Below are 13,953 nucleotides of genomic sequence, written 5' to 3' on the forward strand. Positions count from 1 at the left end.
CCCGCGCGCCCCTGTGGCGCGCTGTCACCTCTCGGTCGGAACCACGGAGCGGTCCCTCGACATCGGCCGGGACTCTTCTCCGAGGAATCCGTCCGCGCCCCCGCAGCACCCACGGCACCCACGGCACCCACTCGGGAGGTGCCGGTGGTCACGGTACGACGGGCGTCCCGAGCAGCCGCGACGCAGCCTCGGCCCGCGGTCCGACGGGGAGTTCCGCCCGGGCCAGTTCCTCCACCGTCGCTCGGACATCGACCAGCACCACGCTGACGCCGGGCTCGGCGAGGAACTCTCCGACCAGGGCGTCCGGAGCGGTGTCCCCGGCGACCAATCCGTGAAGCAGCTCTGCCGATGAGGATTCGCCGGCGCTCCCGGAACCGTGCGCGGCCTCCCGGTATTCGTTCCAGGCGGCGAGGGACGCCGCCCGTCCGTTCTCCGTCAACTGCAGCAGGGCCGATTCCGCCAGCAGGCCGACGTCCTCGGGGTCCACCCGTGCAGCGCGGTGGAGGGCGGCCCGTGCGTCCTGGAGCCTCCCGTTCCGGCGGTGAACCGCGATCAGTGCGCACGACATCCACAGGCTCGCCGGTGTGTCGTCGACGGCCTCCGAGAGGTTCGCGGCCGCCTCGTCGAACCTGCCCAGCAGCCCTTGGGTCTGTCCCAGGCACCCGCGCGCCAGCTTGTCCCGGGGATCCAGCGCCAGGGCGGCGGTGAGGTCCGTCACCGCTTCGTGCAGCCGACCCGCCATCCGGTGAGTATCACCCCGAGTCACAAGTGCTCCCCTGCTGTGGTCGGGACACCTGTCGATGACCGTGCCGTAGTCAGCCACTGCCTCATCGAACCGGCCCGATTCCACGTACGCCATGGCACGCGTGGTCAATGTCCATGCGTTCGCGGGATCGGTGTCGCACGCGGCGGTGAGGTCCGCCAAGGCTTCGTCGTACCGGCCTGACAACCGGTGGACCTCACCGCGCTGGGCGAGCGCCCATCCGTCGCGGGAGTTCAGTGCGACGGCTGCCGACAGGTCTGCCACCGCCTGGTCCAACCGCCCTGCCAGCCGGTGGGCTTCACCTCGCTGGGCGAAGAGCCGTCCGGCCCCGGGCTCCGATGCCAGGGCGGCGCTGAAGTCGGCGACCGCCTCGTCCGGGCGCCCCGCGGAACGATGAGCCTGTCCCCTGAGCTCGAACACCCAGGGCAGACGGCGCGGATCCTGCTCCAGGGCCGCATCGAAATCGGCCATCGCTTCGTCCGGGCGCCCCGCCGACCAGTGGGCCTGCCCTCGGAACCCCAGCAGCCATGTCAACTCGGGGTCCAGTGCCAGAGCGGCGCTGAAGTCGGCGACCGCCTCGTCCGGGCGCCCCGCCGAGCGGTGGATGTCCCCGCGGGTTGCGAGCGCCCAGGCGTCTCCCGGATCCAGCTCCAGGCTCGCCGTGAAGTCGGCCAGTGCCTCGTCCGGCCTGCCTGCCGAGAGATGGACCTCACCCCTGCGCGCCAGCAGCCAGCCGGCGCCGGGGGTCAGTCGGTGGGCTTCGGTCAAGTCGGACACCGCTCGGTCCCACTGCCCCACCAACCCGTTGGCCTGCCCCCGGAACCAGAGGATCCAGGTCATCTCCGGGTCCAGTGCAAGAGCCGCGTCGAAGTCCGGCACCGCCTCGCCGGGTCGGCCCGCGACGATCTGCGCGACACCGCGATATCCCAGCGCCCACGGGTACACGGGGTCGATCCCGAGAGCGACGTCGAGGTCGGCCAGGGCTTGCTCCGTACGGTTGTTCATCGCGTGGTTGCGGCCGCGGAACGCGCGTGCCTCGGGCAACCCGGGCGAGAGCGCGACCGCGCGGTCGAGATCTGCGGTGGATTCCTCGTACCGGTCCAGCGCGAAGTAGCGATCGCCCCGGTGTGCGAGCGCCCAGGCGCGTACCTGTGGAGGCGATTGCGGACCACAGAGCGCGGTGAGCGCTTCCAGCTCCGGCTGCTCGGCTTCTGCGGCATCACCCAGGCGTGAGGCCCACTCCGCCAGCTCCACGTCGCCGCTGTCCTGCGCCGCACGCGTGAGCATGGTGCTCCATGCCGCCAGATCCGTGGGTGCGTCGCCGACGATCCTGGCGAGATGTTCCAGTGCCTGTGTCAGGTTCGCCGGCGCGTCCGCGCACAGTCCGTGGTACGTCTCGTTCAACGCGTGCCGACGCCACCGTTCGTCCCCCCTGTACCGCCACCGGGGCAGTTGCCGCTCCACCGCCTCCCGGGCAGCGGAGAAGTGCTGTACCAGTCGCCCGTGCGCCGCGGACCACTGCACGGGCGAGTGCATCCGCTGGCGGCGCAGCATGCTCGCCCGGACCACGGCGTGGTACTGCCGGTAGGAACCCCGGCCGGACACGAAGGGCTGGTTCAGCAGCCAGTCCCAGGCGTCCCCTGCGGCCTGCGGCACCGCACAGGTGAACAGATCGTGGTTGAGCTGGAGGGGCAGCGCCGCCGCCAGGACGGTTTCGCGACGTTCTGGCTCCGGGATCCACTGGAGGAAGCGCCGGACCGCGTGGTCGGTGAGGTCGGCGCCCGCCTCCGCGACGTCGTCGACGGCTTGTAGGTCGGTCTGGGCCAACAGCGCGACCAGGAGCGGCAGTCGCATCGACATGCCCGTCACGGCCTCGACGACGTCAGAGGCGGTGACGCCCCGGGCTGCGAGGAGTTCACGGGTCTCCTGCTCGGTGAAGACGTCCAGTGGGACGTCCACCACGGCCGGACGCAGCGCGCCCCAGTCCCGTTCGCTCAGCTCCTCGCGGCCGGCCAGGACCACCACGACGTCGAGCGGGACCTCGCCGTAGGCACCGTCGAGAAGATCGCGCAGCCATCCGTCGAGGTACTGACCGGTCAGCTCCCAGGTGTCCAGGAACAGGACGACCCACCGCCCGCCCCGTCCGCACAGCTTCGTCAGCTCCGCGACGAACGCCCGGCTGAGCGCCGCTTCCTCGCCGTCGTGACTGCGTCGTCGTTGGCGCATGCCCGCGATGAGGCGGTCCGCGCCGAGGGCGACGTTGTCGGGGTTGGCGATGGCCGCGACGACGCCCGCACCCGGCAGCATCGACGCGGCCCCGAAGGCAGCCTGCGTCACCATCCGGGACGGCAACGAGGCGGCCCCGCCGCCGACAGGCTGTTCCGGCACGTGGTCGGCGGTGGCCTGCGACGCCCGCCGGAACTGGTCGAGAGCGCGATCGAAATCCTTCAACGGGCCAACTTGTTCGGCCAGTTGTTTGGCAAGCGCACCCAGAGTGGTTTCCACGCCGCGGACGTCGTTCTCGTCCACCACCGCCGTCAGCGCCCCGGATCGCTGAGCCGCCTCGCGCCATTCGGAGATCAGCGCGGACTTGCCGACGCCCCCGACACCACGCACGTGGAAAAGGAAGTCGGCCGGGTCGTCGGTGGCCTCCGGGTCGGGGTCCTTGCGCAGGTTCTCCGCGAAGAGGGCCAACTGGGCGCGCCGACCGACGAACTGCGCCCCGGAACGCCGTCGTAGCGCCTCCGTGCGCGACAACCGCTTCCTCGTCTGAGCCATTCCGCTCCCCACGGTCAGGAGTTGCGCCGTCCGCGCCGATCCTGCGCGTCGAACGACGCCAGCGTACGTGCTGCGGGCTCCAGGGCCAGGCGCAATGCGGTCAGCGCCGGAGTGTCCAACCCGCCCAGAGCCTCGGCGAGTTCGTCCGTCACGTCGTGGGTGATCTCCGCCGCGACCGCGTCGCCGCCGGCCCGCGGTCCCAGCTTGCTCACCGCGGCCGCCGCACGGGCCGGGGTGAGCAGTGCCGACGCCTGGACCAGCAGCCAGGCCGGCACCCCGGCCGCGCCCTCGGGCGGGGGCAGGTACGGGCGGGCGCCGCCGTAGCGCTCGTCCTCGGCGAAGGCCGGTTGCTTGACCTTCACCAGTGGACGGGCCGCTGCCCCGGCCGCGCCCGTGTCCTGCCACTGCCCGGCCGGTTTGAGGACGTAGCCCTCCGCGTGGTTGTCCGCCAGTTCGGGCAGCCCGAACAGGGCCGGCACCCGGGTCGGGAACAGCACCGGCAGGTCCTGCAGGGAGTTCAGCGTGCCGTGCCCGAGGAGCGGAACGCAGGTGAGCCCGGCGGCGTCCGCGGCCGTACGCAGGGCGCGGTCGGCGATCCACCAACGGCCTTCGGGCGTCAGGACGGTGGCGTCGAAGGGCAGCCAGCGCAGGCCCGGGTCGTAGCAGACGCCGGTCTGCACCGGGCCGGTCCCCTCAGGGCCGGTCCCGGCGGTGGCGGGCACGTCGGGGTGCGGGTAGTGGCCGCCGGCCAGCTCGCCGTAGACGGTCACCACTGCGGCGGGGCCCCACGCCCCGCGCACCTCGGCGGCGAACCGGGCGGCGGCGACGGCGAGTCCGGGCCAGATCCGGCTCACGCCGAAGAAGCCGTCCAGCCCCTCGTCGTCCAGCAGTTCGCGCCGTTTCGCGGGCCGTACGGAGTCGCCCTCGCAGACCACCGCGAAGTGCGCGCCGTGCACCTTCTCCGCGGCGGTCCACTCGCGGCTGCCGGGCCCGCCGGGGCGGCCGCGCGCGGGGATCTTGGGATAGGGCCGCAGCTCGGACCCGTCGAACGCCGTCGTCTCGGACACGGACTCGATCCTCACCGGCCGGCCCGCCGGGCGGCAACCGGATTCCCGGCGCCACCCGCCCCGGCGTGGCCCCGCCGCCGCCCGTGCGCGCCACCGCCCGTGCGCGCCACCGCCCGTGGGCCTCCGGCGGGTGCGGGCCGGGCTCCCGTCAGAGCGCCCAGTCCGCCCGCAGCCGCGCGAACGCCTCGTGGAACCCCGGGAAGGTCTTCCGCACGCACCCCGGGTCGTCGAAGGTGATCCCCGGCGTGCGCAGCGAGGTGACGGCGAAGGACATCACGATCCGGTGGTCGCCGTGGGTGGCGATCTCGACCGGGCGCGGGGTGCCGGGGTGGATCTCGATCCAGTCGTCCCCGGTCGCCACGGTGACGCCCATCGCCCGCAGGTTGGCGGCGCAGGCCTCCAGCCGGTCGCACTCCTTGACCCGGGTGTTGTGGACGTCCTCGATCCGCACCGGCCCGGAGGCGAAGGGCGCGATCGCCGCGAGGGTGGGCATGGTGTCGGAGATGTCCCGCATGGTGACGGTGGTCCCGGACAGCGTGCCGTCTCCCGTCACCGTCGTGCGGTCGCTCCCGACGTCCGCCCGGACGCCCATCCGCCGCAGCACCTCCACGAAGCGCAGGTCGCCCTGGAGGGCGTCCCGGCCGAGGCCGGGGACGGTGACCTCCCGGCCGGCGACGGCCGCGGCGGCGAAGAAGTAGCTCGCGGTGGAGGCGTCCGGTTCGACGGCGTACCCGGTCGCCCGGTAGCCGCCGGGCGGCACCTCGAACACCTCGCCGTCCGACGTGAGCTCCCGCGTCACCTCGACCCCGAACTCCCGCATCATCGCCAGGGTGATGCCGACGTACGGGGCCGAGACCAGCCGGGTGACGGTGATCCGCAGCCCGTCGCGGGTGAGCGGGCCGAGCAGCAGCAGGGCGGTCAGGTACTGCGAGGACTCCCCGGCGTCCAGGGTGAGTGCACCGCCCCGGACGCCGGCGGCGACGACGGTGAGCGGGTGGTGGCCTTCGGCCTCCTCGTGCCGCAGGTCCACGCCGAGTTCGCGCAGCGCCCGGGTCAGCGGGGCGACCGGGCGGCGGCGCATCTGGGCGGAGGCGTCGAAGCGGTAGGTGCCGTGACCGGCGGCGGCGAGCGCGGGCAGGAAGCGCGCGGTGGTGGCGCCGTCCCGGCAGTACACCTCGGCGTTCGCCACGGCGGGCCCGGCCGGCCGGCCCGTGATCCGCCACCGGTCCGCCGCCTGCTCGACCCCGTACCCGAGCGCCTCCAGCCCCTGGGCGAAGCCCTCGGTGTCGTCCGAGGCCAGCGGCCGGTGCAGGGTGGTCACGCCGTCGGCGGCGGCGGCCAGGAACAGCGCCCGGGCGGTGATGGACTTGGACCCCGGGATCTCGACGGCAGTCACGGCAGGTTCTCCCAACACAGGTGTGTCCAGCGGCGTCGGCCCCGATCCTGCCGCAAGGGCCCCGTTCCGTTCCGGACCTTCCACGGACCGGACGGCAACGGACCGGACGGGGACGGACGGCACCGCAGCGGCCGACACCGCAGCGGCCCGACCGACAACGGACCGGCGGACGCGCGCCCGGCTCCCCGGCCGTACCCCGGCCGCCGGCCGTGCCCCCGTCGGCTCAGCAGCGCCCCCAGAGCCCGGCCAGGTGCACCTGCAGGACCTCCTCCGCCTCCGCCTCCGTCAGGTGCCCGATCAGCACGTGCGCGGTGAGCCCGTCCGCGAGGGCCAGCAGCGTGCGGGCTTCGACCCGCCCGGCCGGCGTCCCTCCGGAGGCCTCCGCGACCAGGCGCGCCACGAGGTCCTCCAGCCCCGCGTAGCTGCTCCGCAGTGTCCGGGCGAGTTCCGGGTTGACGGCGGCCCCGGCGACGAAGGCCAGCCAGATCCTGGCCTCGGCCCGGTGTTCCTCGCGCAGCAGTGCCACTTCCCCGGCGACCAGGGCGAGTTCGTCGGCGGCCGACGGCACCGGGCCGGGTTCACCGGCGGCCGATGGCATCGGGCCGGCCGCCAGGCGGCTCCGCACCCGATCGGTGACCCGCTCGCCGATGTGCGCGAGGGCGAACCGCAGCATCTCCTCCTTGGTGCGGAAGCAGCGTTGGACGGCTCCCATCGACACGTCGGCGCGGGTGGCGACGTCCCGCAGGGTGACGCCTTCCAGGCCGTGTTCGTCCACCAGCAGGCAGACGGCGTCGGCGATCCGCCGGCGCCGGCCCTCGTGGTCGACCTGCTTCGGCATGTCCGGTCTCCTCGCCGTCCCGCTCCCCACGTTATTTCGATGCAAGCGTATCGCCTCCCGGGCTATGGTTCCGATGCGATCGCATCGGAACCAGTCGGAACCAACCGGAACCCATCGAGGAGACCACCGCCGTGCCCCTGTGGAGCAAACCCGCCGCCGAACTCGCCGCCGCCGTACGGGCCGGCGACGTCTCGGCCCTCGACGTCATCGACAGCCACCTGGACCGCATCGCCGAGGTCAACCCCCGTCTGAACGCCGTCACCCAGCTCCTCGCCGACCGCGCCCGCGACGCCGCCCGGCACACCGACCGCCGCCGCGCCGCGGGCGAGGAACTCGGCCCCCTCGCGGGCGTGCCCTTCACCGTGAAGGAGTGCACCCCCATCGCGGGCGTGCCCACCACCTTCGGCACCCCGCACCTGCGCGGCCACGTCGCGGCCGCCGACGCCGTCCCCGTCGCCCGACTGCGCGCCGCGGGGGCGATCCCCATCGGCCACAGCAACATGCCGACCCTGATCCTCTCCGGGATGCACACCGTCAGCGAGCTCTACGGCGACACCCGAAACCCCTGGGACCCGAGCCGCACGCCCGGCGGCAGCAGCGGCGGCGACGGCGTCGCGGTCGCCGCCGGCATGGCCCCGCTCGGGCTCGGCAACGACTCCGGCGGTTCCGTCCGGATCCCCGCGGCCTTCTGCGGTGTCGCCGCGCTCAAACCGACCACCGGCCGCTTCCCCGCCGACCAGCGCCTGATCGGCCCGGACGACCCCGGACCGGCCTCCCAAGTCCTGCTCACCGACGGCCCGTTGGCCCGCACGGTCGCCGACCTGCGGCTCGCCTACGAGACCCTGGCCGGCCCCGACCCCCGCGACCCGCGCGCCGTCCCGGTCCCCCTCTACGGCGGTCCGGTCCCCCGGCACGGCGGCCCGCCCTCCGCGGAACCGCACGACGGCCCGCTCCGGGTCGCCGTCGTCGCCGACCCGGGCGGCCTCGGCGTCCACCCCACCGTCCGCCGGGCCGTCGAGACCGCCGCCGACGCGCTGCGCGCCGCCGGGTACGACGTGCAGGACGTCCCCGACGTCCCCCGGCTGGACGAGGCCCTCGACGTCTACCACCGCCTCGCCGTCACCGAGTTCGCCTCGAACTGGCCCGCCGTACGGCGCCTGCTGGGCGCGGGCGGCGAACGCTACATCGAGCTGACCATGCGCAGCACCCCGCCCGCCGACGCCGCCGGGCTCATCCGCCTCATGGGCGCCTGGATGAACATCCGCCGCTCGTGGACGGAGTTCCTGCACCACCACCCGCTGCTGCTCGGCCCGGTCTTCACCGAGCCGCCCGTCGAACCCGGCCTGGAATCTCGGGACCAGGAGGGCCGGGACCGCGTCGCCACGGCCATGCGCCTCTGCTCGGTGACCAGCTTCGTCGGCGTCCCCGCCGTCGCCGTCCCGACCGGACTCGCCGCCGACGGCCTCCCCACCGGCGTGCAGATCGTCGGACGGGCGTTCCGCGAAGACCTCTGCCTGGCCGCCGCGCAGGCCGTCGAGGACCGCCTCGGCGTCCTCACCCCCGTCGACCCGAGGCCCTGACCCGTACCACCGCCCGACGGCGGCGGCGGGGACGGCGGCGGGGCGGGGGCGGCAGCGGGGCCGGGCGGCGGGGCCGGCGGCAGGCCCCGGGGCGGTCACGCGCCCGGCAGGCCCGGAACCACCAGCCCGGACTCGTACGCGAGCACCACCGCATGGGTGCGGTTCTGCGCGCCGAGCTTGGTCAGCACGTTCCCCACGTGCGTCTTCACCGTCTCCAGGCTCACCGTCAGCGCCACCGCGATCTCCGGGTTCGACGACCCCGTCGCCATCAGCCGCAGCACTTCTTCCTCCCGGCCGGTCAGCGCCGCCCGGGGCAGCGCCTCCGCCGCACCCAGCGGACGGGCCGCCACCATCCGGCGCAGCGCCGCCGGGAACAGCACCGCCTCCCCGGCCGCCACCACCCGCACCGCCTCCGCGATCTGCGGGACGGGCCGGCGCTTCAGCACGAAGCCGCTCGCGCCGGCGCTGAGGGCGGCGGTGACGTAGTCGTCGTTCTCGAAGGTCGTGATCACGACCACCTTCGGCGGGGCGGCGCTGTCGGCGAGCAGTTCGCGGGTCGCGTCGATCCCGTTGCGGCGCGGCATCCGCACGTCCATCAGCACCACGTCCGGCCGCAGCTGCCGGACACGCTCGACCACTTCGACACCGTCCGCCGCCTGCCCGACCACGGCGATGCCCGGCTGGAGGCCCAGCAGGGTGCTCAGGCCGCTGCGGGTCACGGCGTCGTCGTCCGCGATCAGGACGGTGACGGGGGCTTCCGGGCTGCTCACGCGGCCCACCGTATCGGCAGCCGGACGGCCAGCCGCCAACGCCGCTCGCCGGTGCCGCTGCCGCTGCCGCTGCCGACACCGTACGGCCCCGCCTCGAACTCGCCGTGCAGCAGGCGCACCCGCTCCGCCAGGCCGGGCAGGCCGTGGCCGGAGGTCGGAAAACCACTCGGCCCCGGCTTCGCCTCGTTGTCGACGCTCAGGTCCAGCCCCTCCTCGGCCACCGCCACCCGGAGCAGGATCGGCCCGCCCGCGCCGTGCCGCAGCGCGTTGGTCAGGCCCTCCTGCAGGATCCGGTACGCGGCCCGGGACAGCGTGCCGTGCACCCGCGCCCCGTCACCGAGCACCTCCGCCTCCACGACCGCGCCCGCGTGCCGCAGCCGGTCCAGCAGCTCCGGCAGGTCCGCGAGGGTCCGGGTCGGCGCGGCGGCCGCCTCCTCGTCCCGCAACACGCCCAGCACGTAGTCCAGGTCCTCCAGCGCCGCGCGGGTCGACTCCTCGATGCTCCGCATGGCGGCCCGGGCCGCCGCCGGATCGGCGGCCAGCATCTCACCGGCAACGGCGGCCTGGATCGTGGCGGCGGTCAGCGTGTGCCCGATCGAGTCGTGCAACTCGTGCGCCAGCCGGTTGCGTTCGGCCAAGGCCCGCTCCCGCTCCGCCGCCATCGCCAGCCGCTCCGCCGGCGACGGCCCGAGCAGCCGTGGCGCCAGCCACCGCAGCGCACCCGACACCGCCACGAACAGCGCCACCGCCAGCACCAGGCAGGCCGCCGACACCACCCAGCTCCAGCCGCCCGTCAGGTCCGTGGCCCACCCGAAGAGGCTGACCCGCGCCTCACCCGACACCCACGCCCCCGGCAGCGTCACCGCCATCGTCAGCAGGACGCTCCCGCCGAACAGCACCGCCCACCCCAGCGCCACGTGCAGCACCAGGAACGCCGGCGTCCGCCAGCGCTCCCCCGCCGCCCCCTTCACCGGATCCGGCAGCGCCACCGCGAGCAGCCGCCGCGCCGACCGGACCAGCACCCGCCGGGTGGCCCCGGCGAGGCCCACCGCCCCGATCAGCACCACCCACAGCGCGAGCGACAACACCGCCGACAGGAAGTACGGGTCCGCCTGCATCCCGGCCACCGGCACCAGCGCGACCAGCGCCAACGGCAACCCCGCCAACGCCCCCAGAACGGCGAACAGCACACCCGAATACGTGGAGCCGCGCAGCAGCGGCCGAAGAACGTTGATCATGGACGCAAGTATTGCCAGGCGCCGGGGAGCCGACCTCCCCCGATCGAGGGAGCAGTCCCGATCACTGCCAGGCCCGCTCGCCCACCACGCAGTGGTAGCAACGCGCGACGACGCCGTCGTGGTTGTACCACTCGTGGTTCCCGCAGTCCCGACGCCCCTTCCCGGCCACCTCCCGGTCGACCAGGAACCACGGCAGGCGGCCGCGCAGCCGGGTGCGCCACCGGTAACGGCCCGTTCGATTCATCCCGGAAGGCTAGCGCGGGTATTCGGCGGTCCCGGCGATCGGTGAGCGCTGGCCGGGGCCCGCCGAGCAGCTCCGACCTCGACCCGGTGGTGGCGCCGGGCGGCCGGGGCGAGCTTGGCGAGGACGGCGGCTCGGCTGAACAAAACAAAGCGGCCGGTCGATCCGAAGATCGACCGGCCGTTCGCTGTGCGCGAGGGGGGAGTTGAACCCCCACGCCCTTTCGGGCACTGGAACCTGAATCCAGCGCGTCTGCCTATTCCGCCACCCGCGCATCTGGGTGATGGGTTAACTATAGACCATCCCGAGGGGTACCTCCGACCACCTCCGGGCGACGGGGTGCACTACTCCGCACCCAGCACGCGCAGCCCGTGTTCCTCCCTGAAGTACGCATAGTCCTTCAGGTTCAACGTCGCCAGCGGAAGGTCGTAGGTGAGACAGCAGGCCGCGATCCACATGTCATTGACCGGACGCGGAAGGCCGGCCTTCAGGCCTGCGGCCGAGAGCCTGCCCCAGGTAGCGGCCACCGCCTCGTCGCCGGGGAGTACCGGGATGCCCGACAGCCAGTCCGCGAGCTCCTGCCGGCGTCTCCCGCCCCAGTCACGAACCTCGCTCCACTTCGCCAGTTCGCCGAAGGTCACGAACGTGATCACCGGTCGCCGACCCACCAGGCGGCTCGCCAGCGGATCGGCCAACCTGCGCTTGTGAGTCAGCGAAGCAACGTCGGTGTCCAGGATGACAGGTTGCACCTTGCTCCCTCAGGCCACATTCCGCTGACGTTCGGCACGCACGAATGCCAGGAACTCGTCCAACTCCTCGTCCGACTCGAAGGTGTCGGCTTGGAGATCGTCGAGAGAGCGGATCGGCTGCGTGTTCTTGGCAGCCAGCAGTTCTTCCACCGTGACCCGGGGGCGCACGGACGGGTAGATCGGGCGTTCAGCTTCCGCAGCGCTCATGGGTGACCTCCCGCTGGCGATCGGCTGGGACTTACGGGAACCATGATAGGGCCCCACCACGGTGGGTGACTTCGTCGGCACTGAACGCGAAGGCATCGGGGCCGAGGAGTCAGTCGCTGCCGGAGAGGACGCCGGTGCGGACGGCGCAGAGGAAGGAGTTCCAGGCGGAGGCGGGAAAGACGAGGACCGGGCCGTCCGGGTCCTTGGAGTCACGAACGGGGATGAGGCCGGGAAGTCCGGGGGCCACCTCGATGCAGTTGCCGCCGTTGTTGCCGCTGTAGCTGCTCTTCCGCCAGACCAGCATGGCCAACTCCCTCATGAGCCCTACGCCGGAAAGTCGCCCTCACGGACGGCCGTCACGAAGGCTTCCCACGCGGCCGCCGGGAAAACGAGCGCCGGACCCTGCGGGTCCTTCGAGTCACGAACGGGGACGAGGCCGGGGAATCCGGGGGCCACCTCGATGCAGTTGCCGCCGTTGGTGCCGCTGTAGCTGCTCTTCCGCCAGGCGGCTGCGGCGAGCTCGTTCTTCGTCATCCCTGAACCCCTCCAGCGCCTCGGCGATCAGCCGAAGCGAGTCACTCTCTGACAGGCACTCGCCGCGGAGTCGATCATAGCGACGCTGGTGCCTGGCCACGGTGGCGGAATCATTGCTCAGATGCCCTCGATCGAGGCTCTCCGAGTAGACCAGGTGCTGCCCTTCCGGCAGTTCCAACAACACCATAGCCGTGTCGATGACAGTCCGCCGATTCGAAAACGGCACCACGTGAATGACGATGTTCCTAAGCTGCGCCACTCGCAGTAGATGCTCCATCTGACTTCTCATCACGCTCGGCCCACCCACGACCGCGCGGATGGCACTCTCATCGAGGATGACCAGCAGCAACGGCCCGTCGGCCGCGAGGAAACGGCTCTGCCGACTGAGTCGAGCCCTGGTCAGCTCTTCGATCTCCTCCGAGTTTCCGGCCGCATCGCCGGCCGCGAAGATCGCCCGCGCGTACTGCGGACACTGCAACAGGCCGTACATCACACTGTCCTGGTACGCCCTCAGCCCGATAGAAATGACCTCAGCGTCTGCATACTCCTGGAACCAATCCGGGTGCTCGATCGAGGCGCTCCAGTCGACCCGGCCGTACAGCCGCATCAACAGGTCCACAGCGTTCAACAGCCGACCCAGGTCCTCGACTTCCTCGATCGACGGCTTCCGCTTGCCGCTTTCGATCCGCGAGAGCACCGTCCGGTCGCAGTGCAGGAGCCTGCCGACCGCTTCCTGCGTGTAGCCCGCCGCCTCGCGGGCGTACTTGAGTTCCTCGCCGAACATGATCGCGGAGCTGGCGGTCGTCCCCCGCTTGGTCTTCCGCTGTGCCATGACTGCCCCCAGTTGTGCTCCGCACGTCCCGCACGTCGTTCTGGCGTCACCGTACCTCCGCAGCCTCGATGATTGACACCAGAACGCAGTCATTTGCATGCATAGCGTGATTGCGCACTACTCTCGCGCTCCCTCATACGCCCCCTGAGGTACTTCGCCATGCCCGTTTCGCGCCGCCCCCGCATGTTCTCTGCCCGGCTGGACTCCCGCACCGCCTCCACGCCGCTGGCCCGTCTCTTCCTGCGGGCCTACCTCGCCGGCCTCCCCTCCGGCGAGCGCTACGCCGACACCGCCGAACTCCTCCTCGGCGAACTCTTCGCCAACGCCGTCCAGCACTCCGACGCGCCCGACGACCGGTTGATCGGGGTCCGCTTCGCCGTCATCCGCGACCGCCTCCGCATCGAAGTCCACGACGCCGGCACCGGCCGCCCCTCCCTCCCCACCGCCCCCGCCGACGCCGACGCGGACGCGGAGTGCGGACGCGGGCTGTTCCTCGTCAACGCGCTGGCCGAGCGCTGGGGTTGCTGCCCCCGCTCCGGCGGCATCGGCAAGTTCGTCTGGGCCCTGATCGCCCCCGCCCCCGCGCCCACACCCGTGCCCGCGCCCACGCCCGCCCACGCGCCCGCCGCCCACGCCGTCTGAACGGAGGCCCCCACCATGCGACTCGCCCTCACCGCCCGGCACCTCCTCGACACCGCCGTCACCCCCGCCGCCGCCTACGCCACCCTCGCCCGCCGCACCGGCCACCCCCTGCGCGCCGCCCAGGCGGTCTGCGCCGCGCTCGGCATCCCCGCCGCCGAGGCCACCCGCCGCCTCGACGACTGCCACACCGCCCTCCTCGCCCACCCCCGCCCGGGCTCGGAGACCGACACCGGCGAACTCCTCGAAGCCCTCGGCGTCTTCGACGTCCCCGCCACCCTCACCGACACCGACCGCGCCGTCATCGACCTCTTCCTGACC

At 72.9% G+C, this 13,953-nt stretch carries 15 protein-coding genes and 1 tRNA gene; 3 read left to right on the top strand and 13 right to left on the bottom strand.

What is annotated here, in order from left to right; translation table 11 throughout:
* Positions 1-148: 148 nt before the first annotated feature.
* The 4 genes from ACFV04_RS08975 to ACFV04_RS08990 all read right to left on the bottom strand — a co-directional run bounded on the left by ACFV04_RS08975 (position 149) and on the right by ACFV04_RS08990 (position 6,842).
* Positions 149-3,541 (bottom strand): tetratricopeptide repeat protein, encoded by a 3,393-nt coding sequence (locus tag ACFV04_RS08975; protein ID WP_380527802.1) that lies wholly within the window; start codon positions 3,539-3,541, stop codon positions 149-151.
* Positions 3,542-3,555: 14 nt separating this feature from the next.
* A complete protein-coding gene (locus tag ACFV04_RS08980; protein ID WP_380527804.1) occupies positions 3,556-4,608 on the bottom strand; it encodes an RNA ligase family protein in 1,053 nt (350 codons plus the stop codon).
* 148 nt (positions 4,609-4,756) lie between these two features.
* Positions 4,757-6,004: a 3-phosphoshikimate 1-carboxyvinyltransferase gene (aroA, locus tag ACFV04_RS08985; protein ID WP_380527806.1), complete on the bottom strand. Its 1,248-nt coding sequence runs from the start codon at positions 6,002-6,004 to the stop codon at positions 4,757-4,759.
* A gap of 223 nt (positions 6,005-6,227) precedes the next feature.
* The gene (locus ACFV04_RS08990) at positions 6,228-6,842 is read right to left on the bottom strand and encodes a TetR/AcrR family transcriptional regulator (RefSeq protein WP_380527808.1); all 615 of its coding nucleotides are present in this window, start codon (positions 6,840-6,842) and stop codon (positions 6,228-6,230) included.
* A 137-nt stretch (positions 6,843-6,979) separates the two neighbouring features.
* On the opposite strand from ACFV04_RS08990, the gene ACFV04_RS08995 reads away from it, so the two are divergent.
* Positions 6,980-8,422, top strand: coding sequence for an amidase (locus ACFV04_RS08995; RefSeq protein ID WP_380527829.1), 1,443 nt, complete (start codon positions 6,980-6,982; stop codon positions 8,420-8,422).
* Positions 8,423-8,517: 95 nt separating this feature from the next.
* Here ACFV04_RS08995 and ACFV04_RS09000 read toward each other — a convergent pair whose 3' ends face one another.
* The 9 genes from ACFV04_RS09000 to ACFV04_RS09040 all read right to left on the bottom strand — a co-directional run bounded on the left by ACFV04_RS09000 (position 8,518) and on the right by ACFV04_RS09040 (position 12,993).
* On the bottom strand, positions 8,518-9,192 hold the full coding sequence (locus ACFV04_RS09000) for a response regulator (RefSeq protein WP_380527810.1): 675 nt from the start codon (positions 9,190-9,192) through the stop codon (positions 8,518-8,520).
* On the bottom strand, positions 9,189-10,430 hold the full coding sequence (locus tag ACFV04_RS09005) for a histidine kinase (protein WP_380527813.1): 1,242 nt from the start codon (positions 10,428-10,430) through the stop codon (positions 9,189-9,191). Before ACFV04_RS09005 ends, ACFV04_RS09000 begins: the two co-directional genes overlap by 4 nt.
* A 61-nt stretch (positions 10,431-10,491) precedes the next feature.
* A complete protein-coding gene (locus ACFV04_RS09010) occupies positions 10,492-10,674 on the bottom strand; it encodes a hypothetical protein (RefSeq protein ID WP_380338885.1) in 183 nt (60 codons plus the stop codon).
* Positions 10,675-10,861: 187 nt separating this feature from the next.
* Positions 10,862-10,945: transfer RNA gene (locus ACFV04_RS09015), tRNA-Leu, on the bottom strand.
* A 70-nt stretch (positions 10,946-11,015) separates the two neighbouring features.
* Positions 11,016-11,420, bottom strand: coding sequence for a type II toxin-antitoxin system VapC family toxin (locus ACFV04_RS09020; protein WP_380338883.1), 405 nt, complete (start codon positions 11,418-11,420; stop codon positions 11,016-11,018).
* 9 nt (positions 11,421-11,429) lie between these two features.
* Positions 11,430-11,627: a hypothetical protein gene (locus ACFV04_RS09025; RefSeq protein ID WP_380338881.1), complete on the bottom strand. Its 198-nt coding sequence runs from the start codon at positions 11,625-11,627 to the stop codon at positions 11,430-11,432.
* A gap of 109 nt (positions 11,628-11,736) precedes the next feature.
* Positions 11,737-11,931, bottom strand: a complete 195-nt coding sequence (locus ACFV04_RS09030) for a DUF397 domain-containing protein (protein WP_380527816.1) — start codon at positions 11,929-11,931, stop codon at positions 11,737-11,739.
* Between the two features lie 20 nt (positions 11,932-11,951).
* On the bottom strand, positions 11,952-12,083 hold the full coding sequence (locus ACFV04_RS09035) for a DUF397 domain-containing protein (RefSeq protein ID WP_380338876.1): 132 nt from the start codon (positions 12,081-12,083) through the stop codon (positions 11,952-11,954).
* Positions 12,046-12,993, bottom strand: coding sequence for a Scr1 family TA system antitoxin-like transcriptional regulator (locus ACFV04_RS09040; RefSeq protein ID WP_380527818.1), 948 nt, complete (start codon positions 12,991-12,993; stop codon positions 12,046-12,048). Before ACFV04_RS09040 ends, ACFV04_RS09035 begins: the two co-directional genes overlap by 38 nt.
* A 159-nt stretch (positions 12,994-13,152) precedes the next feature.
* Here ACFV04_RS09040 and ACFV04_RS09045 point away from each other — a divergent pair, with 159 nt between their 5' ends.
* Both ACFV04_RS09045 and ACFV04_RS09050 read left to right on the top strand, forming a co-directional pair.
* The gene (locus ACFV04_RS09045) at positions 13,153-13,635 is read left to right on the top strand and encodes an ATP-binding protein (RefSeq protein ID WP_380527821.1); all 483 of its coding nucleotides are present in this window, start codon (positions 13,153-13,155) and stop codon (positions 13,633-13,635) included.
* 15 nt (positions 13,636-13,650) lie between these two features.
* Positions 13,651-13,953: hypothetical protein (locus ACFV04_RS09050; RefSeq protein WP_380527822.1), on the top strand; the 303-nt coding region annotated here is incomplete at its 3' end.

It is taken from the genome of Kitasatospora sp. NPDC059599 (assembly GCF_042735125.1).
In the GTDB taxonomy this organism is placed as follows: domain Bacteria; phylum Actinomycetota; class Actinomycetes; order Streptomycetales; family Streptomycetaceae; genus Kitasatospora.

Coding starts and splice junctions, on each gene's coding strand:
- ACFV04_RS08990 (WP_380527808.1), bottom strand. CDS start 6,842: ATGCCGAAGCAGGTCGACCACGAGGGCCGGCGCCGGCGGATCGCCGAC.
- ACFV04_RS08975 (WP_380527802.1), bottom strand. CDS start 3,541: ATGGCTCAGACGAGGAAGCGGTTGTCGCGCACGGAGGCGCTACGACGG.
- ACFV04_RS09010 (WP_380338885.1), bottom strand. CDS start 10,674: ATGAATCGAACGGGCCGTTACCGGTGGCGCACCCGGCTGCGCGGCCGC.
- ACFV04_RS09005 (WP_380527813.1), bottom strand. CDS start 10,430: ATGATCAACGTTCTTCGGCCGCTGCTGCGCGGCTCCACGTATTCGGGT.
- ACFV04_RS09030 (WP_380527816.1), bottom strand. CDS start 11,931: ATGCTGGTCTGGCGGAAGAGCAGCTACAGCGGCAACAACGGCGGCAAC.
- ACFV04_RS09040 (WP_380527818.1), bottom strand. CDS start 12,993: ATGGCACAGCGGAAGACCAAGCGGGGGACGACCGCCAGCTCCGCGATC.
- ACFV04_RS09045 (WP_380527821.1), top strand. CDS start 13,153: ATGCCCGTTTCGCGCCGCCCCCGCATGTTCTCTGCCCGGCTGGACTCC.
- ACFV04_RS09025 (WP_380338881.1), bottom strand. CDS start 11,627: ATGAGCGCTGCGGAAGCTGAACGCCCGATCTACCCGTCCGTGCGCCCC.